The sequence below is a fragment of the Pseudomonas sp. KT_2_4 genome, assembly GCF_041410225.1.
In the GTDB taxonomy this organism is placed as follows: Bacteria; Pseudomonadota; Gammaproteobacteria; order Pseudomonadales; family Pseudomonadaceae; genus Aquipseudomonas; species Aquipseudomonas paracarnis.
Map to the genome: position 1 here is coordinate 1892405 of NZ_CP166962.1, position 22788 is coordinate 1915192.

Consider the following 22788-nt stretch of genomic DNA (forward strand, 5'->3'; position numbering starts at 1 on the left):
CATGAAACCGAATGCCGCGGCTTACAGCCAACGCTTACTCAAGGGCCAGGCGCCGACCTACGAGCGCCTGCAAGCGCGCCTGGCCGAAGATGGCAGCGCACTGGCCGCCGACCCGATTGCCGTGCATTGCGGCTGGGGCCGGTTGTTGATTGGCCACACCTTTCCCGACCCGGCAAGCCTGGCCCAGGAACTGCTCAACGAGCAGCCTGGCGAGCGCGATATCGCCCTGTACGTGGCAGCGCCCCAGCAAATCCTGGGCATTGACCCGCAGCAACTGTTCCTCGACCCGTCCGACACCCTGCGCCTGTGGTTCACCGACTACCGCCCGGCCACCCGGGTGTTTCGCGGCTTTCGTATTCGCCGGGTACAGAGCGAGGCCGACTGGCAAGCGGTCAACCACTTGTACCAGGGCCGCGGGATGCTGCCCATCGACCCGGAACGCCTCACCCCACGTCATCAAGGCGGCCCGGTGTACTGGCTGGCCGAAGATGAAGACAGCGGCGCGGTGATTGGCAGCGTGATGGGCCTCAACCATCACAAGGCCTTCCACGACCCGGAGAACGGTTGCAGCCTCTGGTGTTTGGCCGTCGACCCTCAATGCACCCGCCCTGGCGTCGGTGAAGTGTTGGTGCGCCACTTGGTGGAGCACTTCATGAGCCGAGGCTTGAGCTACCTGGACTTGTCGGTGCTGCACGATAACCGCCAGGCCAAGAGCCTTTACGCCAAGCTCGGCTTTCGGGCGTTGACCACCTTTGCAATCAAGCGCAAGAACGGCATCAATCAACCGCTGTTTCTGGGCCCGGGGCCTCAGGCGGAGTTCAACCCTTACGCGCGCGTCATTGTCGAAGAAGCCCACCGACGCGGTATTGATGTGCACGTTGACGACGCCGATGCGGGCCTGTTCACCCTCAGCCACGGCGGGCGTCGCGTGCGTTGTCGTGAGTCCCTGAGCGACCTGACCAGCGCCATCAGCATGACCCTGTGCCAGGACAAGAGCCTGACCCACAAGGTGCTCAAGGCGGCGGGCCTGCAGGTGCCGGTGCAACAGTTGGCGGGCAGTGCCGACGACAACCTGGAGTTTCTCGACGAACACCAGCGCATCGTGGTCAAGCCGCTGGATGGCGAGCAAGGCCATGGCGTCGCAGTGGATCTGCGCAGCATCGAAGACGTGCAGCAGGCGATCGAAGCGGCGCGCCAGTTCGACAGCCGCGTGTTGCTGGAAAGCTTCCACGAAGGCCTGGACCTGCGCATTCTGGTGATCGGTTTTGAAGTGGTCGCGGCTGCGATTCGTCGCCCTGCCGAAGTGATCGGCGACGGCCAGCATTCGATTCGCGCGTTGATCCAGGCGCAAAGCCGTCGTCGCCAGGCGGCCACCGACGGCGAGAGCAAAATCCCGCTGGATGCAGAAACCGAGCGCACCCTCAAAGCCGCAGGTTACGACTACAACAGCATCCTGCCCCGTGGCGTGCAACTGGCCGTGCGACGCACCGCCAACCTGCACACCGGGGGTTGCCTGGAAGATGTCACGGCGATCCTGCACCCGACACTGGTGGATGCAGCCGTGCGTGCGGCCCGTGCCCTGGATATCCCCATGGTCGGCCTGGACCTGATGGTACCTGCGGCCGACCAGCCAGAGTATGTGTTTATCGAAGCCAACGAACGGGCCGGCCTGGCCAACCATGAACCGCAACCCACGGCTGAGAAGTTTGTGGATTTGTTGTTCCCACACAGTCAGCCAGCTACCTGACTACCGATCGTTCCCACGCTCCGCGTGGGAATGCAGCCTGTGATGCTCTGCGTCACCACAGCGGACGCAAAGCGTCCCTGAGGCGTTCCCACGCAGAGCGTGGGAACGATCGCCCTCAACTCATCAGGAGTTTCCATGACCCGAACCATTCCCGAACCCGATCTCGCGTACCTGCAAAAAGTGCTGCTGGAAATGCTCGCCATTCCCAGCCCCACCGGTTTTACCGACACCATCGTGCGCTACGTCGCCGAGCGCCTGGAAGAACTCGGCATCCCGTTTGAAATGACCCGGCGCGGCACCATTCGCGCCACCCTCAAGGGCCAGAAAAACAGCCCTGACCGCGCCGTCTCCGCCCACCTGGACACCATCGGCGCCGCCGTGCGTGCGATCAAGGACAACGGGCGCCTGACCCTGGCGCCGGTGGGCTGCTGGTCGAGCCGCTTTGCCGAAGGTAGCCGGGTCAGCCTGTTCACCGACAACGGCGTGATTCGCGGCAGCGTATTACCGCTGATGGCCTCCGGGCACGCATTCAACACCGCCGTGGATGAAATGCCGGTGAGCTGGGACCATGTCGAGCTGCGCCTGGACGCCTACTGCGCCACGCGTGCCGACTGCGACTCCCTGGGCATCAGTGTGGGTGACTACGTGGCGTTCGACCCACTGCCCGAGTTCACCGAGAGCGGGCATATCAGCGCTCGCCACCTGGACGACAAGGCCGGCGTCGCCGCCCTGCTCGCCGCGCTCAAGGCCATCATCGACAGTGGCGAACCCTTGCTGATCGACTGCCACCCGCTGTTCACCATTACCGAGGAAACCGGCAGTGGCGCAGCGGCCGCCCTGCCCTGGGATGTGAGTGAGTTTGTCGGCATCGATATCGCCCCGGTCGCCCCCGGCCAGCACTCCAGCGAACATGCGGTGAGCGTGGCCATGCAGGACTCCGGCGGGCCCTATGACTATCACCTGTCCCGCCACTTGCTGCGCCTGGCGTCGGACAACGACCTGCCGGTACGCCGCGATCTGTTCCGCTATTACTTCAGCGATGCGCACTCGGCGGTCACCGCCGGCCATGACATTCGCACTGCATTACTGGCCTTCGGTTGTGACGCCACCCATGGTTACGAGCGTACCCATATCGACAGCCTCGCCGCCCTGAGCCGCTTATTGGGCGCCTATATCCTCAGCCCGCCGGTGTTTGCCAGCGATGCGCAACCGGCCCAGGGCTCACTGGATCGGTTCAGTCATCAGATCGAGCATGAAACGCAAATGGAGAGCGACACCCGCGTGCCGTCGGTAGACAGCCTGGTCGGCCAGAAGTCCTGACGCGGTGAGTTGATACTGGCAACAAAGGTCCCGGCACAGTAGCATCGCCGGGACCTGACACCTGAGGCTTGTATGCTGATTCCCTACGATGCACTTGAAGTCGACACCCTGACCCGCCTCATCGAAGACTTCGTCACCCGCGACGGCACCGACAATGGCGACGACACGCCCCTGGAAACCCGCGTGCTGCGCGTGCGCCAGGCGCTGACCAAAGGCCAGGCGCTGATCGTCTTCGATCCCGAGAGCGAGCAATGCCAGTTGATGCTCAAGCACGATGTGCCCAAGCACCTGTTCGACTGAAGCCTGCCTAAGGGTTGGGCACCGGCACGGGGTGGGTAGCCTGGCCCTCGCCTTTGAGAATCTTGCGGTACACCTCGGCACGGTACACGTTGACGCCCACCGGCGCCTCGATGCCGAATTTCACGTGAGTACCGTTCACTTCAAGGATATGCACGGTGATGTCATCGCCAATGGCGATGGCTTCGCCTATGGCACGGCTTAAGACCAGCATGGCGGTAGTCCTTTTCCAGTAACAGGACCTCGACCATGCCCCCTTCGCACTGGACCGACAATGGCTTGCGGGCAAATCAGGCATCTCCTACACAGGTAGGTAATTTGCCTGACAGACCCCAGTCAAATCAGGCCTTAACAGCCTGCGCCTTGGCGCGCATCTTGTCGGCCATCAGGGTCATTTCGTCATACAGCAGTTGCGGATTTTTTTGCTTCAACGCCCAAGCCATGCGGCCTTGCTCGTGGGGCAGGATCATGAATTCGCCTTCGGCCACGCGCTGGTAAATGTAGTCGGCAATATCCGCCGCCGAGATGGGCGAACTCTCAAGCAACTTGCCCACTTGAGCCTTCATGGCTGGGGTTGGCCCACGGAACGAGTCGAGCAGGTTGGTCTGAAAAAACGACGGGCACACCACATGCACGCCCACTTCCTGTTGCTTGAGTTCCACCAACAGGCTCTCGGATAACGCCACCACGCCCGCCTTGGCCACGTTGTAGTTGCTCATGGCCGGGCCCTGCATCAGCGCTGCCATTGACGCGATGTTGATGATGCGCCCCTTGCTCTTTTCCAACAGCGGCAGGAACGCCTTGCAGCCTTTGACGACGCCCATCAGGTTGATTGCGATCTGCCAGTCCCAATCCTCCAGGGACAGTTCAGCGAAGAACCCGCCCGAGGCCACGCCGGCGTTGTTGACGATCACATCGATGCCCCCGAGCTTCACCTCACAGGCCTGGGCAAAGGCCGTTAGCTGGCTATAGTCACGCACGTCGCAGCGCTGGGTAAAGCCATCCCCCCCGGCTTCGCGAACCTGCTTGAGGGTTTCCTGCAAACCGGGCTCGCTGACATCAGACAACGCCAACTGCCAGCCTTCACGGGCCCAGCGCAGAGCGATTTCGCGACCCAGGCCAGACCCGGCGCCAGTGATCATCATGCGGTTTTGCATAGGAAGTAGCCTTGTGGTTCACGAAAGAAGTGACCGGCAGTGTAGCGAAGGTTTTTGCTCTACCCACGCACCATCAGGGTGATGAATGCCCCGGGCAAACCGTGGGCTCGGTCGCAGGCGTGCCTATAGATTAAGTTCAATTTTTTTCAACTGATTAGTTCAAGTTGCGCACGCGTTAAAAGAAATAAGCGACCCATCAAAATGTTTTATAAAAACAATGAATTTTTTACGAAGTGGCAGAGTCGGAATGGGTAAGGCGTCCCACTGTACATGGACGAACCAACGGTTAAACAGCCGGTTTTTGCAAAGAACCTATAAGGAATAAAACCATGAGCCTCATTCTGATTATTATCCTGATCCTGCTGCTGGTCGGTGGTCTGCCGGTGTTCCCGCACTCGCGTAACTGGGGTTATGGACCGTCGGGTATCCTGGGTGTGGTACTGGTTGTTCTGCTGGTGCTGTTGTTGCTCGGCAAGATATAAACACCGCGCTACGGTGTTTGTCGGAGCGAGCAAGCGCTCCTACAATTGAGAAGCAAAAAAAGAGGCCTTCTAGAAGGCCTCTTTTTTATTGTCGGTCAGTTAGTCCGGCTTACCGTCCACGACACCTGCGGTATTATCCAACAAGCTCTTGGTCGCGGCCTGCAGGAACGACTCGAGTTTCTGCTTGAGTGCAGCTTCGTCCGGCGACTCCGGAATCACCTTGCCAGTCGGCTCGGCGCCCAGTGTGTATTCCCACAACTTGGGTGGCATTTCCTTGGGCAATACCAGTACGCGGTCGCCGGTGAGCAAGGCCACGGTCTGGTCGCTGCCCGATGGCTTGATCACGCCGAAACCCTTGTCACCTTCGGGCAGGTTCAGCAGGTCGCGGCCCCAGCACTGGTGCAAGGTATCGCCGCCCAGGCGGCCCATGATGGTCGGCACGATGTCGATCTGGGTGCCCACAGTGTGGTCACGCTCACCGAACTTCTCGCGCATGCCCGGTGCAATCATCAGCATCGGCACGTTGAAGCGACCCAGGTCCATCTCGGTGATCTGCTGCTCATTGCCAAAGCCGTGGTCACCGACGATCACAAACAGGGTTTCCTTGAAGTACGGCTCTTTGCGGGCCTTTTCAAAGAACTGGCCCAAGGCCCAGTCGGAGTAACGCATGGCCGTCAAATGCTCGTTGAGGCTGCCACGGTCGGTGACCTTCTCAACCGGCAATGGGGTCGGCAATGCGTACGGCGTGTGGTTGGACAGGGTTTGCAGCAGTGCGTAGAACGGCTTGCCGCCTTCGCGCGCCTTCAGTTCTTCCAGGCCACGGTTGAACATGTCCTGGTCGGACACGCCCCAGGTCGGGTCGGAGAACACCGGGTCGACGAAGTCATTGCGGCCGATGAAGTTGGTCATGCCCTGGTTGCTGAAGAAGCCCGACTGGTTGTCCCAGGCGAAATCGCCGTTGTAGACATACACATCGTCGAAATCACGCGCACTGAGCAACTGCGGCAGGCCCGACAGCTTGTGGCTGCCTTCCGGGGTCTGCATCAGGTATTCGAAACCCGGCAGGTTCGGGAAGCAGGCCATGGTGGCGAACATACCCTGGTGGGTGTGGGTGCCGTTGGAGAAGAAGCGGTCGAACAGCAGGCCCTCTTGGGTCAGCTTGTCGAAGTACGGGGTGATATTGCCCGGACGTCCCAATGCGCCCACCGAGTGACCGGCGAAGCTTTCCATCAGGATCACCACGACGTTCTTGATCGGCAGGGTTTTCTCGGCCGGTGGCGTGAAGTCACGGCGCACGGCAGCGGTGTCGGTGTCTACCAGCTTCTCTTGCGGCAGCACCAGCATGTCACGCACGGTCTGGGTGGCCAGCGGTTGTTCCAGGGTCGCCTTCCAGATGTTGGCGCGGTCTTCACCAAAGCGCGCCTTGGCCGCCGCGATCAGCGACAAGGTGCCATTGAGGCCCAACTGGTTGGCGAAGTTCGAATCGGTGGTGTAGACGTCACCCCAACGCAGCGGTGGCCCTTGGCGCAGGGTGCCACGGATGGCAACCACGGCGACCAGCAGGCAAACCATGAACACTGCGATGCGGCTGTACCATGGCGCCACCTGGCGCGTGCTGACAGTGCCGCCGCTGAACGGGCCCCGTGGGCGCGTTGCGCGGTCAGCGCCCTTGAAGGCCATGCTCAGGATCAGCGTGCCCACGGCCCAGGCCAGCAGGTAACGCACCACCGGGAAACCGTACCAGAGCATGCTCATCACGGTTTTCGGGTCTTCCTTCACATACTGGAAGACCAGGCCGTTGAGGCGCTGGTGGAATTCGCGGTAGAAGTCCATCTCCATCAAGCCCAGGAACAAGGCGATGCTGGACGCGACGGTCAGCCACAAACGGAAAAACCCGCGCGCCGCCATGGCCCGCACGCTGAACAGCGCCAACAGCAGCGGAATCAGCAGGTACATCACCAGGCGAATGTCCAGGCGCAGGCCGTTGGCGAACGCTTCAAGGAACGTCGAGGCCGGCGTATCGAGGATCATCTCGCGGTTGTAGACCAGCAACGCCAGGCGCAGCAGGGAAAACATCACCATCATGACCAATGCGCAGAGCAGCGTGTACGCCAGATGGGATTTGACGGTCGGTTGCAGCAGGCGATTTGAAGCTCGCTGCTGATTCAGGGCGTCCGGGTTTGCCATGTCGTTTTAGGACCCATTGGAAGTTTAAGTTGCGAAATAATGCAGTGGCGTCCGTCCCTCGCCCAGGCTGGCTGGGGTAGGCGGTTAACGCGGTGGCACAAATGGTGCCCGATCGAGGCCGGCAAGGCTATTAATTACTGAACGTAAGGCACGGCCCTGCCTTTAAGGGCACTGGAGATAGAGCCCTGGCAGCCGGATAAAGCCGGCGAATTGTCTTGGATGGGATGTGAAAATTTCGTGCGGCGAATACTTTCGACACACAAATTTAATTAACGCCGTAAACCCCACTGTGGGAGCAGGCAAGCCAGCTCCCACATTGACTGTGCCCGCTCCAAATCGGGTGGGTCGTCAGATCCGCACGTTACCGCGCGGCCCGGCGATAGCCCAGATGATCAGGCCCAGCACTGGCAACAGCAGGATCAACAGGATCCACAGCACTTTGGCGCCGGTGCTGGCGCCGCTTTTGAACACGTTGATGATCGCCCAGATATCCAGCGCGAGGATGATCAGGCCAATCAGACTATTAAACGTGGAACCCATGGTGTCGCTCCTAAGTGAGGGCATGCACTTGTAGGATAGTCAGCCTTGGCGCGGGTTCCGTTTTATTTCAGACGTGTACGGCAATCTTCAAGGCTTCCAATGATGGTTCGGCCTTGATGCCGACTTCGGCACACAGTTCCAGTACCCGCGCCAGGTCGTTGCCGAACACCAGCACCGCCTGGATCTCGTCGTCCAGCAACTGGCTGAAGTTCATCAGCACATAACCGCCGTCTTCCGGGCTCAGGGCGCTCATCTGGATCTGGATGCGGTTGAGCGCGGTCAGGTCTTCGGTCTTGGCCAATTGCTTGGGCTTGAGGTTGAACGCCACGCCCGGACCGAACGACGCGACGATCTGGGCAAACAGGTCGCCATAGGTATCGGCCTGGAACAACACCGTGTCTGGCAGGCTACCGACCACCACCCACTCTCCCAGCGGAATCGGGAAACTGTCGTCGTAGTTGATATCCGGATTGGCCGCCAGGAACGCCGCCGGGTCCGCGTAGGCCTGGGCCGCTTCGTCGGCAATACGCGCTACTTCATCGTCCCCCATGACGCCGGCGCTGATTTTGCTGATGAGTTCGACGAGGGCGGTTTTCATGGGGCGGTCCTGTAACGGGCAAGTTTTGAAGGGCGCGTAGCCTACACCAGTTTCTGCAACTGCGCCGCCGTATCCACCGCGCCCATGGTCTGCGCCGCGGCCAGTGCCGTCGCGCCTTGTGCATCGGTGGCCTTGGGGTTTGCGCCTTTACCAAGCAGGTAATCAACCATGTCAACGCGGTTGAACATCGCCGCCATCATCAAGGCCGTACGCCCGTCCGAGGAGGCCGCGTCAATCGGCGTGCCGCCCTCGATCAACGCCTGCACCACCGGCAGGTTGCCTTTGAACGCCGCGCCGGCAATCGGCAACTGGTTCTTGTCGTTGGCGATCAGGGGGTCGGCCTTGAACTCCAGCAGCACTTTGACCGCCTCGGCATGGCCGTGGTACGCCGCGAGCATCAACAAGGTGTCGCCATTGTGATTACGAAAGTTGGCCGGCAGGCCTTTCGCCAACAGTGCGGCAAGCATGGCGGCGTCGCCGCGCCGGGCGACGTCGAAGACTTGCTCGGCAAACTCGGCGGCTTCGTCTTCGGTCATTTGTTTAGGCTGATCTGACATGGGGGCTCCTTGCTGAGGCGACTGACATAACTGTTTAAGGCGCCCAGTGTCGCGATGGAGTTCCCCGGTGTCATGGCTTTTTTGTCAAAAGCCGCCATAGCCAGAATCAATAACGGAATTGGCCGCCCTGGATCTGCGCCAGCAATTGCCCGGTCACCGGCACATAGCTGTCCGAACCCGGCAACCAGGCGTAGACCGGGTCATTGCCAGCCTTGTCCGGGTCGAACCCTTGCTCCTTGAGCTTCACTTTCTGGTACTTGAACGTGCCGGTGGTTTCCATCTTCACCTTGATCCGCAAAAACAACGGCACCGCATAAGGGGGCAACTGGCCGTGGGCGAATTGCAGCAGTTCGCGCATGTCCAGGCTGGCCAGGGATTCGCTGGGGGTGATGGCGACCATGCCGGCGCGGCCGTTGGTGTTGTCGATTTCGACGCCATAGGCCACCACTTCAGCGATCTGCGGGTGTTTCAGCAGGACGTTTTCCACCTCGGTGGTCGAGACGTTTTCGCCCTTCCAGCGATAGGTATCCCCCAGGCGATCGACAAATTGCGCATGCCCGAAACCGATGCTGCGCACCAGGTCGCCGGTGTTGAAATAGCGGTCGCCTTTTTCGAATACGTCTGTCAGTACCACCTTGCGGTTCTTTTCCGGGTCGGTGTAACCGTCGAAGGGCGACTTATCATCAATGCGCGCCAATAACAGGCCCTGCCCGCCGGTGGGCACCTTGACCATGAACCCGTTGCTGCCGCGCAGCGGTTCACCAGTGTCATGGGCGTAGTCCACCAGCGCCCAATGCTGCAGGCAAAAGCCGATGGTGTTGTCAAAGTTCAGCACGTTGGTAAAGCCGATATTGCCGTCGCTGGCGGCATACAGTTCGCAGATATGCTCCACACCATAGCGCTGCTTGAACTGCGCCCACACACCGGGGCGCAGGCCGTTGCCGACCATCTTGGTCACCTGGTTATCACGGTCCTGCGCACTCGCGGGCTGGTCGAGCAGATAGCGGCACAACTCACCGACATAGCCCAGGGTGGTCGCCTTGAACTTGCGTGCATCGTCCCAGAACTGGCTGGCGCTGAATTTGCGCCGAATGGCAAAGCCGGACGCACCGATAATCGCCGCCCCCCAGCACACGCACAGGCCGGTGGCGTGGTACAGCGGCAAGGTGCAATAGAGGACGTCCTGTGGCCCCATGTCCAGGGCGATACTGCCGAAGCTCACGGCGGTTTTGGTCCAGCGCCCGTGCTTCATGATGCCGGCCTTGGGCAAGCCGGTGGTGCCGGAGGTGTAGATATAGAAGCAGGGATCGTGGAAGAACACCTGCGCGGAACTCGCCGGGTTGTCCACCGGGCTTTCGGCACTGGCGGCCATCAGGTCGATGTAGCCGTCGGGCACCCTACTGCCCGGCTGATCGGCCACGAACCAAGTGCGCTCGGCCGGGATCTGGACTTGATCGCGCACTGCTGCGTAAGGGCTCAGCAATTCGGCACCGACCACAATGGCAACCGGCTTGACCAGGGTCAGGCTGTGTACCAGCGCCCCTTGAGTTTGCGCCGTGTTGAGCATGGCGCAGATGCCGCCCAGCTTGGCCACGGCCAGCACGTTGAGCAGCAACTCGGGGCGATTCTCGATAAACAGCGCTACCACATCGCCCTTGCGGATGCCCTGGGCCTGCAAGTGATGGGCAATGCGATTGGCGCACTGATTGGCGTCGCGGTAGCTGATCACGCTGTCCCCATACAGCAGGGCAGCACCGTCAGGGTTACGCAAGGTGGCTTGTTCGAAATGCCAGCCCAGGCCGCAGGGTTGGTTGGGGTCGGTGACGTTGGCCGCACGCATGCCGCGCACCACCCGTGGGAGCGCCCGAACAATGGCAGGCACCTTACGCAGCATCATGCGCCAGGTGATCATGTCGACTTGCTGATGAGTCATGGAGGGACGTCCCTTTTCTTATTCTTGGTCTGGTCCAGGTACATCGACTGGTGTAGCGGAAAATACGTCAGCGGTTCTTTGGCTGTACACGCGGGATTTGAAAAGTTTTGTATCTCGTGGCGGCCGGCCGATGCTATCTCCCTGACACCCCACCCTCAAATGTAGGAGCTGGCTTGTCGGGTCGGCGCATCGCTGCGATGACGACCTCCCAGCCGACCGGGATTTTTCCGAGCAAAAGACGGTCAGTATCATTACAGCCCTCCCCCTTCCTGCCGGAAAAATCACCGGGCAGATAGCGCAAAATGCAGGATGCACGATGGCCCTTCATGCAAATTGCACGAAAACGAAAATCCTATAAATTTATAACTTGCTGATTTATAACGATTTTTTAGAATATCCAATACTGGCACAATCACTGCACCTATCACTCCATGCTTGCCAACTTGAGCCAATGGAGCTGATAGACATGAGCCTGATCCAAGATAAATTCGCTTCAGTATTCTCCAACTACGACGTCACCACCCAGCCACGTCCGGACGGCGGTATCCTGTTGACCCTGCGCAACAGCGAAGGTAAGCAGGTCAAGCGCTCGATCTCTTATCAGCAGCTGCACACTGCCGACCAACTGACTTGGGTGATTAGCGCCATTCGCCGTGACCTGGCCGAACAAGCCAGCGAACTGCCGCAGATTTCGATGTTGCAAAGCCAGAACCGCTTTGCGCTGCCGACCTATCACTCGGCCTAATCTACACCTCTGAAAAAGGGCCGCGACGCTACTCAGCGTCGCGGCCCTTTTTCATGCCATTAACATAAGCCCTGCCGAACCGCCTCATTCTTTGCCTGCACACGGTTGGTGACATCCAACTTGCCGTAGATGTTGCGCAGATGAAATTTCACCGTGGCTTCAGAGGTGGCGCGAATCTGGCTGATTTCCCAGACAGTCTTGCCCTCGGAGGCCCATCGCAGGATTTCCAGCTCCGTGGGAGTCAGGGGCTTGCCGGACAAGCTCCGGCGTTTTCTGATAGCCGTGGGCACAATAACCGACGGGCGATACGTCTCCTCGGGGCCACTCATTGTTCTCTCCTTATATCTGCTGATGCGCTGCCATCTTTCGGATTCCTCCTATTGACAGATGGCATAAACATTTACGCTGAACAGAGAGTTACATAACGAGTGGAATCAAAGCGCACGGCAGAGAACAAACAGCTTTACCCTACAAATAATTAAGTTTCTTCCCACAGCAACTTCCAACTTCCCAGGGTTGAACATTCAGTTATCTACGCTTAGTCATCCAGTCCTGGAAAGCGAGTGGCAATCGCATCACAGGTCAACGAGGGCACAACGCCTTGGGCCGTGTTGAACAAACGCAGTGTCACACAGTGCGGGTTCTCGCCCATGTCGAACCAGTGCGGCACACCGGCCGGGATGATCAGCAAGTCATTCTTCTCACAGCGCAAGCTGTACACATAGTCGCCTATGTGCAGCGTAAACAGCCCCTGGCCTGCGATGAAGAAACGCACCTCGTCTTCACTGTAGGTACGTTCGCCCAGGAACTGCGCACGTACCACGTCCTTCTGCGGATGGTCTTGGGTCACGCTGACCACTTCCACAGCGGCGTAGCCGAGGGCTTCGATCTGAGCCTGGTAGGCTGCAATCATTTCAGCATCAGTGGCGCCCTTTTCTATCGGGCTGGGCTGCCAGCGCTCAAAACGCACGCCGTGCTCGGCCAGGGTCGACTGGATGTCGTCGGCATGGGTCAACACTTTGTTCGGGGTGTCCGGGGAGGCGATGGAGTAGACGGCTACATAGCTCATTGCACGGTTCCTTGGTTCGGCTCTTGCAATCGAAGGCCAATGATAATGGCGGCGGCCAGGGCCGCGAGGCTGGCGATACTGAACGTGAAGGTGGGCCCCAGCAGGTTCCAGCTGTAACCGGAATAGAGGGCGCCGAGCGCGCCGCCGGTGCCGGCCAGCGCGGCATAAAGGGCCTGACCCTGGCCTTGCTGGCGGTCACCGAAGCTGCGTTGCACAAAGGCAATTGCCGCCGCGTGAAAGCTGCCGAACGTGGCGGCGTGCATCAACTGCGCCACCAGCAGCAGCCAGAAAACTTCGGCAAATGAACCCAGCAGCCACCAGCGCAGCGCGGCCAGCAGGAAACTGGCGAGCAGCACCCGGCGCACCGAAAAGCGCGCAAGAATACGGCTCATGGCCAGGAACATCAGCACTTCCGCCACCACCCCCAGCGCCCACAGTAGGCCGATTACGCCGCGGCTGTAGCCCAAATGCTCCAGGTGCAGGGTGAGGAAGGTGTAATACGGGCCATGGCTCATTTGCATCAGCGCCACGCAGGCATAAAACGCCAGCACGCCGGGGCTGCGCAATTGCTTGAGAAAGCCATCGCCGGCCAGGCGGTGGCCGTGGCTGGCCGGCTGCGCGTTCGGTACCCAAAGGCTGGCGCCGATGATGCCGGCCATGATCACCACGACCACCACCGGGTAGATATCCAGGCTCAGCCAATCGAACAGGCGCCCCATGATCACCACGGTGAGGATAAAACCAATGGAGCCCCACAGACGGATCTGGCTGTAGCGCGAGGTTTGCTTGTGCAGGTGGGCCAGGGTGATGACTTCAAACTGCGGCAGCACCGCGTGCCAGAAGAACGCGTGCAGGGCCATGACCATCGCCAGCCAGGCGTAGGTCTTGCTGACAAAAATCAGGCAGAAGCTGGCCAGGGTGCACACCGCGCCGAATCGCACAATGGCCAGGCGCCGGCCGGTGTAGTCGCCGATCCAGCCCCACAGGTTGGGGGCCACGCAGCGCATCAGCATGGGAATGGCCACCAGTTCGCCGATGCGCGCGCTGGAGAAACCGAGGTGATCGAAGTACAGCGCCAGGAACGGCGCTGTCGCCCCCAGCAGGGCGAAATAGAACAGGTAGAAGCTGGAGAGGCGCCAGTATGGGAGGGCTGGGTTCATTTTATTCAGGGCTGCTTTGCAGCCCAGCGCGAGCAAGCTCGCTCACCACAATAAGCGCGCTCATTGCCCCAGGCGATCACAGTTGGCCCAGTACCGGGGTACTCACGCGCACATCGGCATTCTGCCCGCGGTTGCGCAGCAGGTGGTCCATCAGCACGATGGCCATCATGGCTTCGGCAATCGGTGTGGCGCGGATGCCGACGCACGGGTCGTGGCGGCCTTTGGTGATCACGTCCACCGGGTTGCCGTGCACATCGATCGAACGGCCAGGCGTGGTAATGCTCGACGTGGCCTTGAGCGCCAGGTGCGCCACGATCGGCTGGCCGGAAGAAATACCGCCGAGGATGCCGCCCGCGTTGTTGCTGAGGAAACCTTCAGGGGTCATCTCATCGCGATGCTCGGTACCGCGCTGGGATACGCAGGCGAAGCCGGCGCCGATTTCCACACCTTTCACCGCGTTGATGCTCATCAGCGCATGGGCCAGTTCGGCGTCGAGGCGATCAAAGATCGGCTCGCCCAGGCCCGGCTTCACGCCTTCGGCCACCACGGTGATCTTCGCGCCGACCGAGTCCTGGTCGCGGCGCAACTGGTCCATGTAGGCTTCCAGTTCCGGCACCTTGTCCGGATCGGGGCAGAAGAAGGCGTTGTCTTCGACGCTGTCCCAGGTCTTGAACGGGATTTCAATCGGCCCCAACTGGCTCATGTAGCCACGGATGACGATGCCCTGGGTGGCCAGGTATTTCTTGGCGATGGCGCCGGCGGCCACGCGCATGGCGGTTTCACGCGCCGAACTGCGGCCACCGCCACGGTAGTCGCGCTCGCCGTATTTATGGTGGTAGGTGTAGTCGGCATGGGCCGGGCGGAACAGGTCCTTGATCGCCGAGTAGTCCTTGGACTTCTGGTCGGTGTTGCGGATCAACAGGCCAATGGCGCAGCCGGTGGTGCGGCCCTCGAACACCCCGGAAAGGATTTCGACTTCGTCCGGCTCCTGGCGCTGGGTGGTGTGGCGGCTGGTGCCGGGCTTGCGGCGGTCGAGATCACGCTGCAGGTCGTCCAGGCTCAGCTCCAGGCCTGGCGGGCAGCCGTCGACAATGGCGACCAACGCCGGGCCATGGCTTTCGCCCGCGGTGGTGACAGTGAACAGCTTGCCGAAGGTATTGCCGGACATGCAGGGCGCTCCGTGAAATCAGTTGAATCAAGTCAACCGTAATAACTTAAGGCGGCCAGTATACGCAGGCTAACCGACTAGTTCATCCTCGAAACCTTACCGGTAGACGTTGGTCCAACCGGCACCTCTCCAATGATGGCGCTATGATGCTGCGAGTTCTGCTGTTCACCCTCACCCTGTTCACCGCCGTGGCCCAGGCCGCCTCCCCTGTCGTCTTGCAACGCCCGATCAGCCTGGACACCGGCAGCGGCCAACTCTTTGGCTCGCTGCTGTTGCCGCAATCGGATAAACCGGTGCCGGTGGTGCTGATCATCGCCGGCTCCGGCCCCACCGACCGCAACGGCAACAGCGCCGACGGCGCGCGCAACGACAGCCTCAAGCGCCTGGCCTGGGTACTGGCCCGGCATAACATCGCCAGCGTGCGCTACGACAAGCGCGGCGTGGCTGCAAGCCTGGCGGCCACGCCGGATGAGCGCAACCTGACCCTGGAGGCGTATGTGGCCGACGCCGTGGCCTGGGGCAAGTTACTCAAGGCCGACAAGCGCATGGGCCCGCTGATTGTGCTGGGCCACAGCGAGGGCGCGCTGGTCGCCGCCCTCGCCGCGCCGCAACTTGAACCGGCCGGGGTCATTTCCTTGTCTGGCAGCGCCCGCCCGGTGGACCAGGTGATCCGTCAGCAACTGGCCGATCACTTGCCCCCTGCCCTGCTGCTGCGCAGCAATGAAATACTCGATCACCTCAAGGCCGGCCAGGTGGACGCCGACGTGCCGCGCCCATTGGAGGGCATTTTCCGACCCAGCGTGCAGCCGTATCTGATCAGCCTGTTCCGCGCCGATCCGTCGGCCGCCTTTGCGCGCTTGGACATGCCGGCGCTGATTATCCAAGGCACCAACGATATCCAGGTTGGCGTAGGTGATGCCCGGCAACTGAAGCAGGCCAAGCCCGACGCGCAGTTGACGGTGATCGAAGGCATGAACCACGTGATGCGCATCGTGCCCAATAACGTGAAGCAGCAACTGGCCTCCTACAACGACCCGAAACTGCCGCTGGCTGCGGAGCTGGGCCAACGTATCGTCAGCTTTATCGAAGGACTTCAACCCCGTTAAGCGGCAATTGGCCTCCAGTCCTGGGAAAAACGGCCGATAAGTCCAGAGTCGACAGTAAAAAGACTGTCGGCTCGCAGGGCTTGGACAGGATCGCGCCGCATGACAACCACCGAAACAACACCCGAATCGACCGCCGAGACCCCGGCCGCAACCGAAGCTGGCGCCGCAGCGGCCCTGCCGTGGGCCGACGTTCACGCCGAACATTTCAAGATGCTGCGCCTGGCCCCGCTGGCCACCGACCGCGCGACCGGCGCACGGCCGTTGCGCTTTGTGCAGTTCGGCTATGCCGAACGCCATGATAAACACCACAGCCTGTTGCGCATGGTCATCCAGTTACCGGGCCAGCGAGTACGGCGCGAGCAGAACCACCTGGATATCTGGGTCGATCACGATAAACACCGCGTGCACTTCGGGCCCGGCAACAGCCTGGAAATCGAGCCGGCCAACCGCGGTATCGGGCGTTTCCTGGTGGCTCAAGGCGCCGCCTGGGCGAAGAAGAAGTGGTCCCACTACCGCGTCGACGGCGTGGACCTGGCCAACAAGGACGCCCTCAACGAAGCCACGCGCCTGCGCCGCGATCATTTCCTGCGTATCCAGGGTTTCGATGTGGCCTACGCCGATGTGCAGCACCTCAAAGGCAATGTGCAGCCCGGCAAGGTCAGCGAGGTGCTGGACAGCTGGAACACCGAGAAAGTGCAGTTCGTGGAGATCCTTGAAGCCGCACAGATGCTGCAACAGGCCGAGCAGAACCTGGCGGAGCAGGAAGTGAAGCTGCGCAAGGAAGAGGAGAAAGTCACCAAGTTCAAGCGTGAGGACAGCGGGCTGCGCTTTACCATCACTTGTCTGGTGGCGTTTACGGTGTTCCAGGCGGGGTTGTTGATCTGGATTGCCACGCACCGCTGATAGATTGAAATGCAATCAAAATGGGGGAGCTGGCTTGCCTGCGATAGCGATGTATCAGTAGCACAAGTGCAAGCTGACCCACCGCTATCGCAGGCAAGCCAGCTCCCACATTGACCGAGTTTCTGCAGTTATATCCGGGCAGCGAAAACGGCCTGGTGTTGGCGGCACTGCTCAGCCGTCAACATAAACACCCCATGCCCACCGCGCTTGAAGTCCAGCCAGGCGAAGTCCACTTCCGGGTACAGCGCCTCGACATGCACCTGGCTGTTGCCCACTTCGACAATCAGCAAGCCCTTCTCGGTCAGGTGGTCCGCCGCTTCGGCCAGCATCCGGCGTACCAGGTTCAGGCCGTCTTCACCGCAGGCCAGGCCCAGTTCCGGTTCGTGCTGGTATTCATCGGGCATGTCGGCGAAATCTTCGGCATCCACGTAGGGCGGGTTCGACACGATGAGGTCGAAACGCTGGCCGGGTAACCCGTCAAAACCATCGCCCTGCACGGTGTAGACGCGCTCGTCGACGCCATGGCGCTCGATGTTCTGGTTCGCCACTTCCAGGGCTTCGAAGGACAAGTCTCCCAGCACCACTTCGGCCTCGGGGAACTCATAGGCACAGGCGATGCCGATGCAACCGGAGCCGGTGCACAGGTCGAGGATGCGTGCCGGCGGCTGGGCCAGCCAGGGTTCGAAGCGGTCTTCAATCAGCTCGCCTATGGGTGAACGCGGGATCAATACGCGCTCATCGACGATAAACGACATGCCGCAAAACCAGGCTTCGTTCAACAGGTAGGCCGTCGGCACTCGCTCATGGATACGGCGATGCAGCAAGCGCTGCACGTGGGAGATTTCCTCTTCTTCCAGGTTGCAATCCAAATAGCTGTCGGCGATTTCCCACGGCAGGTGCAAGGCGCCCAGCACCAACTGTCGGGCTTCGTCCCAGGCATTGTCGGTGCCATGGCCAAAAAACAGCTCTTCCCCATGGAAACGGCTGACAGCCCAACGGATATGGTCGCGCAAGGTGCGCAGGCGGGAAGTGATCACGGGGGCAAGCTCCTGGAAAAAACGACTGGCGATTCTAACAGCCTTCACCTGTACCGACGATGTACGAAAAACCTGGCGCCGTACGTCGGATTTCATCCAATTTGCCCGCATTGTGTTAAACAGGCCTGCCTCTTGACATGGCTGCACGCCAGCAACGGCGTACCTTACGATAGTAGCGATTCACAGAAGCGCTCAGCCAGTGGACAATGTCGCAAAAGCCCCACTCACAGGAGCCCCAGAATGTCCGTTCCAAAGACGATGTTTCAACTCAGCGGTCGCGGTTACGCAGCAGCCAACCTCAATCATGCGACCCTGGTGATCATCGACGCCCAGAAAGAATACCTCAGCGGCCCGCTCGCCCTCTCGGGCATGGACGCGGCGGTAGAGAACATCAAGCAGCTTGTGACCGCAGCGCGCAGTGCCGGGCGCCCGATTGTGCATGTGCGCCACCTGGGTACCGTGGGCGGCCTGTTTGACCCCCAGGGCGAGCGCGGCGAATTCATTCCGGGCCTTGAGCCTGAGGGTGACGAAACCATCATCGGCAAACTGCTGCCCAGCGCCTTCCATGGCACCGGCCTGGAAAAGCACCTGCAAGACCTCGGCTCCCTCGACCTGATCGTCTGCGGTTTCATGAGCCACTCCAGCGTCAGCACCACCGTGCGCGCGGCCAAGAACCTGGGCTTTCGCTGCACGCTGGTGGAAGACGCCTGCGCCACCCGCGACCTGCCCTACAAGGGCGGTATCCTGAGCGCCGAGCATGTGCAGCAAACCGAAATGGCCATCATGGCAGACAACTTCGCCACCCTGGCGCTGGCCAAAGACTTGATCTGATCCTGCTGGCGGTGAGCGGCGTGTTTATTGCTCCGCTCATCCGCAAAGCCCTTTCATTTGGCGCATTTACCTCTCCCCCCGGAACAACCTGTGTATCTTCCGGTCGAAGGGCCGATACCCTGGAGGAAAGGTCGGAATGAAGATATCCGATGGTTTTGATGCTCGTCGCTTGCGCCCCAAGGGCCCGAGCAATTGGCGTCTGCGCCTGGTAGCGTGCATGGCCGCGTTGCTGGCGATAGTAGGCTTGTTGTTGGCGGGCGCTGGTGGCGCCGGCCTGTTTGGGCATTCGCCCGCCCTGGGCGAACTGAATGCCAGCCCGGGCGGCTCGGCACTTCTGCTGGGGATCGGCTTGCTGGTGCTGTGGTTGGGCGTGTGGCTATGGCGTCGCAGCCGTCGGAAAATGCGCCAGCCGCTGTCGTTGAATATCGCCTCTCACCTGATGAAAAAGCACGACTGATGGCGCTTGGATAGCGTTTCCTGCGCCCTGGCCGCCGCGATTTAGGTAAACTGCCCGCCCTTCGCGGAGGCTGACATGCAAGACGACGATTTTTCCCTGTTCAAAAACGAGCTGCGCGGCGTCAAGCCGATCAAGCACGACCGCGCCGACACCGGCAAACCCAAGACTGACCGGGCGCAGATCGCCAAGCTGCGCCAGGCCGCGACCGTGCGCACCGATGCCACCACCGTGGATGGCCTGTCTGACCAGTTCGTGATCGACGTCGGCCCCGAAGATGAACTGATGTGGGCCCGCGACGGCGTGCAGGAAAGCCAGATGCGCAAGCTCAAGGCTGGCCAGATCCCGTTCGAAGGCAGCCTCGACCTGCACGGCATGACCGTGGAAAAAGCCCGGGAAACCCTCTGGGCCTTCCTGGCCGAAGCGACCAAATTCGAAATCCGCTGCGTGCGCGTCACCCACGGCAAGGCGGTGCGGTTGGACGGCAAGCGGCCGATGATCAAAAGCCACGTCAATACCTGGCTGCGCCAGCATGCCCAGGTGCTCGGCTTTACCTCCTGCCAGGCTCGTCACGGCGGCGCCGGCGCGGTGTATGTGATGCTCAAGCGCACCATGATGGAAGGGCGCGACGAGTAACAAGTGCCATCGTCAGGCTTGCAGCGATGTGTCCGCCACCGTAACCTTGCGCTTTGCGAAAATCCCACAGGTAGTTTCATGTCCCTGGAACAGAATTACACCGCGATCCTCGGCCAACTCGGCGAGGACGTGTCCCGCGAGGGCCTGCTCGACACGCCAAAGCGTGCCGCCAAGGCAATGCAGTACCTCTGCCGCGGTTATGAACAGACACTCGAAGAAGTCACCAACGGTGCCTTGTTCAGCTCTGACAACAGCGAAATGGTGCTGGTCAAGGACATCGAGCTGTACTCGTTGTGCGAGCATCACCTGCTGCCGTTTATCGGCAAGGCCCACGTGGCCTATATCCCGAGCGGCAAAGTGCTGGGCCTGTCGAAGGTCGCGCGTATTGTCGACATGTATGCGCGCCGCCTGCAGATCCAGGAAAACCTCAGCCGCCAGATCGCCGACGCCGTGTTGGAAGTCACAGGCGCCCTGGGCGTGGCCGTGGTGATCGAGGCCAAGCACATGTGCATGATGATGCGCGGTGTCGAGAAACAGAATTCGTCGATGATCACCTCGGTGATGCTGGGTGAGTTCCGCGAGAACGCGGCCACCCGCAGCGAATTTCTCAGCCTGATCAAGTAACCGGCCAGGCAGGAAAAAACCGGCGTTCATCGCCGGTTTTTTTTCGCCTGCAGAAATCAGGTAAGCTGCGCCCCCTCAGTCATGGGCAAGAGGTTTCAGCCATGTTCGTCAAAGCACTTCGAGTGGGCCTCGGCCACGTCATCATCGCGGGCGACTTTCTTACCCGCCCACGTAAAAAACAACGCCCGGCGGAGCAACAGGCCAAGGTCAATGCTGCAGCCAAGGACCTGACCCTGTATCAGTTCCACGCCTGCCCGTTCTGCGTGAAGACCCGTCGCACCCTGCACCGCCTGAATGTGCCGGTGGCGCTCAAGGACGCGAAGAACAACGAGCAGGACCGCCAGACCCTGCTGGAGCAAGGCGGCAAGATCAAAGTGCCGTGCCTGCGCATCGAAGAGAACGGCCAGACCACCTGGATGTATGACTCCAAGGTCATCATTGACTACCTGGACAAGCGCTTCGCTGCGATCTGAAGCCCACGGCGGTCAATGTGGGAGCTGGCTTGCCTGCGATTGCATCACCGCCGTACATCTGCTGCACCGCGGTGCCCGCATCGCAGGCAAGCCAGCTCCCACATTTGCGCTGCGGTGCTATTAAGTCGGTATTGTCAGGTCGAGATCCAGCAATGCCGAACCCAGGCACTTGCCGTGGGCGTCCAGGGCCAGCGAGCGGGTTACGCCGCCGCGCAGGATTCCCGGCAGGACGAAGTTCAGCGCCTGCACGTTCGGCAACTCATGACGCTGAACCGGTGCCGCATCGGGATCGCGTAAATCGGCAAAGAACTCGGCCACGCGCTCAGCCGTCAGCTGTTCACACAGCAACGGATAATCCTCGGCGCGATAGGCAATGATCGAGATGTTCGACGTGTCGCCCTTATCCCCGGTGCGGGAATGGGCCAGCCTGTGCAGTTTCATTCTTCAATCCTCGGTTTGACCGCTTCACGGGACAACAGCAACGACGCCACCGCCACCACCTGACGCACGCTCTTGCTCGCCCCACCGCCGCCGGCCGGGCCGTTGGTGTAGAGGGTCTCCACTTCATTGCCGATCCGCACGGCGTCGCCGCGCTCGTCACACCGGGCAGCGACCCGAAGGCGCACTTCCCAAGGCTCGACGCTGCTGCGCAGGCCGTGCAATGAGTCCATGCCGATCAACTCGGCGCGCAGGTCCTGCATGTTGACGCCGATCAACGCCAGACGTTTGAGCACCACTTCCCGCGCCAACTCAGCCCGTGCGACAGCACCGGGACCGCCGTAAGACATCTGCCCTTCACCAATCCAACCGTCCAGATAACCGACGCTGACCTTCAGCTGTTCAGGCCGGGCACGCCCGCTGGCTCCTTGGGCACGCACCCGGTCCACGCCCTCCTCGACAAACCCGACCTGGGAAAAGTCGGCCGTCACATCCGGGGTCAAGTAGGCTGCCGGGTCGTGAACTTCATAAATCAGTTGTTCGGCGCAGGTCGCGCGGCTGACCCGCCCACCGGAGCCTGCCACCTTGGTGATCACTGCATTGCCGTCGGCGTCGACCTCGGCCAGGGGAAAGCCCAGGCGCGCCAGATCCTCCACATCCTTGAAGCCTGGATCGACGAAATAACCGCCACTGACCTGCCCCGCGCACTCGAGCAAATGCCCCACCAACGTGCCCCGGCCCAGTCGCGGCCAATCATCGAAGGCCCAGCCGAACTCGAACATCTGCGGCGCCAGGAACAGCGAAGGGTCGGCCACGCGCCCGGTGATCACCACATCGGCGTCGGCGTGCAACGCGTTAAGAATGCCCTCCACACCCAAGTAGGCATTCGCGGAAATCAGCCGCTCGCCCAATGCGCCTACGGTCTGGCCATTATCCAGCAACTGCTCGGCAGACAAGGTATGCAGCACGTCATCCCCGACCACCGCCACAACCTTGAGGCCCAGGCCCAGCTCGCCGGCAATGCGCCGCACTTCCCCGGCCGCCGCCAACGGGTTTGCCGCCCCCATGTTGGTGATCACCCGCAGGCGTCGACGCCCCGCCCGCTGCGCCACAAAGGGCAAGACACGGCGCATGCGCTCAGCCAGCAGCGGGTCATAACCGCCCTGCGGGTCGCTGATGCGCGCCTGTTGCGCCAGGGCGATGGTGCGTTCGGCCAGGCATTCGAAGACCAGGTAATCCAGGTCGCCGTGTTCGGCCAGTTCCACCGCAGGTTCTATACGGTCGCCGGAGTAGCCGGCGCCGGAGCCGATGCGCAAGGTGTTCATC

General features: G+C 61.1%; 26 protein-coding genes. 12 read left to right on the forward strand and 14 right to left on the reverse strand.

Features of this window, described 5'->3' with window-relative positions:
* The first annotated feature begins 1 nt into the window (after nucleotide 1).
* The 3 genes from ngg to AB9N64_RS08690 all read left to right on the forward strand — a co-directional run bounded on the left by ngg (nucleotide 2) and on the right by AB9N64_RS08690 (nucleotide 3367).
* Complete coding sequence (gene ngg, locus AB9N64_RS08680) at nucleotides 2-1747, forward strand: N-acetylglutaminylglutamine synthetase (protein ID WP_275967805.1); 1746 nt, start codon at nucleotides 2-4, stop codon at nucleotides 1745-1747.
* Nucleotides 1748-1882: 135 nt separating this feature from the next.
* On the forward strand, nucleotides 1883-3067 hold the full coding sequence (locus AB9N64_RS08685; protein ID WP_020302247.1) for an osmoprotectant NAGGN system M42 family peptidase: 1185 nt from the start codon (nucleotides 1883-1885) through the stop codon (nucleotides 3065-3067).
* Nucleotides 3068-3139: 72 nt separating this feature from the next.
* The gene (locus tag AB9N64_RS08690) at nucleotides 3140-3367 is read left to right on the forward strand and encodes a YheU family protein (RefSeq protein ID WP_003192759.1); all 228 of its coding nucleotides are present in this window, start codon (nucleotides 3140-3142) and stop codon (nucleotides 3365-3367) included.
* A 7-nt stretch (nucleotides 3368-3374) separates the two neighbouring features.
* Here the strand turns inward: AB9N64_RS08690 and csrA are convergent, their stop codons facing one another.
* A complete protein-coding gene (gene csrA, locus AB9N64_RS08695) occupies nucleotides 3375-3578 on the reverse strand; it encodes a carbon storage regulator CsrA (RefSeq protein ID WP_014719267.1) in 204 nt (67 codons plus the stop codon).
* Nucleotides 3579-3705: 127 nt separating this feature from the next.
* Nucleotides 3706-4521, reverse strand: coding sequence for an SDR family oxidoreductase (locus AB9N64_RS08700; RefSeq protein WP_014719268.1), 816 nt, complete (start codon nucleotides 4519-4521; stop codon nucleotides 3706-3708).
* Nucleotides 4522-4850: 329 nt separating this feature from the next.
* On the opposite strand from AB9N64_RS08700, the gene AB9N64_RS08705 reads away from it, so the two are divergent.
* On the forward strand, nucleotides 4851-5003 hold the full coding sequence (locus AB9N64_RS08705; RefSeq protein WP_003192767.1) for a DUF3309 family protein: 153 nt from the start codon (nucleotides 4851-4853) through the stop codon (nucleotides 5001-5003).
* Nucleotides 5004-5102: 99 nt separating this feature from the next.
* Here the strand turns inward: AB9N64_RS08705 and AB9N64_RS08710 are convergent, their stop codons facing one another.
* From AB9N64_RS08710 to AB9N64_RS08730, 5 genes are all read right to left on the reverse strand, one after another.
* A complete protein-coding gene (locus AB9N64_RS08710) occupies nucleotides 5103-7190 on the reverse strand; it encodes an LTA synthase family protein (protein WP_371360183.1) in 2088 nt (695 codons plus the stop codon).
* Between the two features lie 348 nt (nucleotides 7191-7538).
* Nucleotides 7539-7730, reverse strand: coding sequence for a PLDc N-terminal domain-containing protein (locus AB9N64_RS08715; protein ID WP_003192770.1), 192 nt, complete (start codon nucleotides 7728-7730; stop codon nucleotides 7539-7541).
* Between the two features lie 67 nt (nucleotides 7731-7797).
* Nucleotides 7798-8328: a hypothetical protein gene (locus AB9N64_RS08720; RefSeq protein WP_014719270.1), complete on the reverse strand. Its 531-nt coding sequence runs from the start codon at nucleotides 8326-8328 to the stop codon at nucleotides 7798-7800.
* A gap of 41 nt (nucleotides 8329-8369) precedes the next feature.
* Nucleotides 8370-8885 (reverse strand): ankyrin repeat domain-containing protein, encoded by a 516-nt coding sequence (locus tag AB9N64_RS08725; RefSeq protein ID WP_014719271.1) that lies wholly within the window; start codon nucleotides 8883-8885, stop codon nucleotides 8370-8372.
* A 106-nt stretch (nucleotides 8886-8991) separates the two neighbouring features.
* A complete protein-coding gene (locus tag AB9N64_RS08730) occupies nucleotides 8992-10818 on the reverse strand; it encodes a long-chain-acyl-CoA synthetase (protein WP_014719272.1) in 1827 nt (608 codons plus the stop codon).
* 466 nt (nucleotides 10819-11284) lie between these two features.
* Between AB9N64_RS08730 and AB9N64_RS08735 the strand changes: the two genes are divergently transcribed.
* Entirely contained in the window at nucleotides 11285-11563 is a 279-nt protein-coding gene (locus AB9N64_RS08735; RefSeq protein ID WP_003172952.1) for a DUF3509 domain-containing protein, read from the forward strand.
* 59 nt (nucleotides 11564-11622) lie between these two features.
* Here the strand turns inward: AB9N64_RS08735 and AB9N64_RS08740 are convergent, their stop codons facing one another.
* The 4 genes from AB9N64_RS08740 to aroC all read right to left on the reverse strand — a co-directional run bounded on the left by AB9N64_RS08740 (nucleotide 11623) and on the right by aroC (nucleotide 14960).
* Nucleotides 11623-11892, reverse strand: coding sequence for a response regulator transcription factor (locus AB9N64_RS08740; RefSeq protein ID WP_014719273.1), 270 nt, complete (start codon nucleotides 11890-11892; stop codon nucleotides 11623-11625).
* A gap of 209 nt (nucleotides 11893-12101) precedes the next feature.
* Complete coding sequence (locus AB9N64_RS08745) at nucleotides 12102-12632, reverse strand: acireductone dioxygenase (protein WP_032903740.1); 531 nt, start codon at nucleotides 12630-12632, stop codon at nucleotides 12102-12104.
* Complete coding sequence (locus tag AB9N64_RS08750; RefSeq protein ID WP_102667009.1) at nucleotides 12629-13792, reverse strand: MFS transporter; 1164 nt, start codon at nucleotides 13790-13792, stop codon at nucleotides 12629-12631. The genes AB9N64_RS08745 and AB9N64_RS08750 overlap by 4 nt, the downstream gene beginning before the upstream one ends.
* Nucleotides 13793-13868: 76 nt before the next feature.
* On the reverse strand, nucleotides 13869-14960 hold the full coding sequence (gene aroC, locus AB9N64_RS08755) for a chorismate synthase (protein ID WP_014719276.1): 1092 nt from the start codon (nucleotides 14958-14960) through the stop codon (nucleotides 13869-13871).
* A gap of 143 nt (nucleotides 14961-15103) precedes the next feature.
* Here aroC and AB9N64_RS08760 point away from each other — a divergent pair, with 143 nt between their 5' ends.
* Together AB9N64_RS08760 and AB9N64_RS08765 are read left to right on the forward strand one after the other, a co-directional pair.
* Nucleotides 15104-16066, forward strand: a complete 963-nt coding sequence (locus tag AB9N64_RS08760) for an alpha/beta hydrolase (RefSeq protein WP_019818577.1) — start codon at nucleotides 15104-15106, stop codon at nucleotides 16064-16066.
* A 99-nt stretch (nucleotides 16067-16165) separates the two neighbouring features.
* Complete coding sequence (locus tag AB9N64_RS08765) at nucleotides 16166-16969, forward strand: hypothetical protein (protein WP_019818578.1); 804 nt, start codon at nucleotides 16166-16168, stop codon at nucleotides 16967-16969.
* Nucleotides 16970-17097: 128 nt separating this feature from the next.
* Here AB9N64_RS08765 and prmB read toward each other — a convergent pair whose 3' ends face one another.
* Complete coding sequence (prmB, locus tag AB9N64_RS08770; protein ID WP_014719279.1) at nucleotides 17098-18006, reverse strand: 50S ribosomal protein L3 N(5)-glutamine methyltransferase; 909 nt, start codon at nucleotides 18004-18006, stop codon at nucleotides 17098-17100.
* Between the two features lie 240 nt (nucleotides 18007-18246).
* On the opposite strand from prmB, the gene AB9N64_RS08775 reads away from it, so the two are divergent.
* The 5 genes from AB9N64_RS08775 (at nucleotide 18247) to AB9N64_RS08795 (ending at nucleotide 21024) form a co-directional block, all read left to right on the forward strand.
* The gene (locus AB9N64_RS08775; protein ID WP_014719280.1) at nucleotides 18247-18837 is read left to right on the forward strand and encodes a cysteine hydrolase family protein; all 591 of its coding nucleotides are present in this window, start codon (nucleotides 18247-18249) and stop codon (nucleotides 18835-18837) included.
* Between the two features lie 136 nt (nucleotides 18838-18973).
* Nucleotides 18974-19294: a hypothetical protein gene (locus tag AB9N64_RS08780; protein ID WP_014719281.1), complete on the forward strand. Its 321-nt coding sequence runs from the start codon at nucleotides 18974-18976 to the stop codon at nucleotides 19292-19294.
* Between the two features lie 75 nt (nucleotides 19295-19369).
* Nucleotides 19370-19927, forward strand: coding sequence for a Smr/MutS family protein (locus AB9N64_RS08785; protein WP_003192796.1), 558 nt, complete (start codon nucleotides 19370-19372; stop codon nucleotides 19925-19927).
* Between the two features lie 78 nt (nucleotides 19928-20005).
* Nucleotides 20006-20551 carry a GTP cyclohydrolase I FolE gene (gene folE, locus AB9N64_RS08790; RefSeq protein WP_014719282.1) on the forward strand — a complete coding sequence of 182 codons (546 nt, stop codon included), beginning with the start codon at nucleotides 20006-20008 and terminating at the stop codon, nucleotides 20549-20551.
* A 101-nt stretch (nucleotides 20552-20652) separates the two neighbouring features.
* Nucleotides 20653-21024, forward strand: coding sequence for a glutathione S-transferase N-terminal domain-containing protein (locus AB9N64_RS08795; protein ID WP_020302241.1), 372 nt, complete (start codon nucleotides 20653-20655; stop codon nucleotides 21022-21024).
* 120 nt (nucleotides 21025-21144) lie between these two features.
* On the opposite strand, the gene AB9N64_RS08800 is transcribed toward AB9N64_RS08795, so the two are convergent.
* A complete protein-coding gene (locus tag AB9N64_RS08800; protein ID WP_020302240.1) occupies nucleotides 21145-21465 on the reverse strand; it encodes a hypothetical protein in 321 nt (106 codons plus the stop codon).
* Nucleotides 21462-22787, reverse strand: coding sequence for an acyclic terpene utilization AtuA family protein (locus AB9N64_RS08805; RefSeq protein WP_371360185.1), 1326 nt, complete (start codon nucleotides 22785-22787; stop codon nucleotides 21462-21464). Before AB9N64_RS08805 ends, AB9N64_RS08800 begins: the two co-directional genes overlap by 4 nt.
* Between the last annotated feature and the right edge of the window lies 1 nt (nucleotide 22788).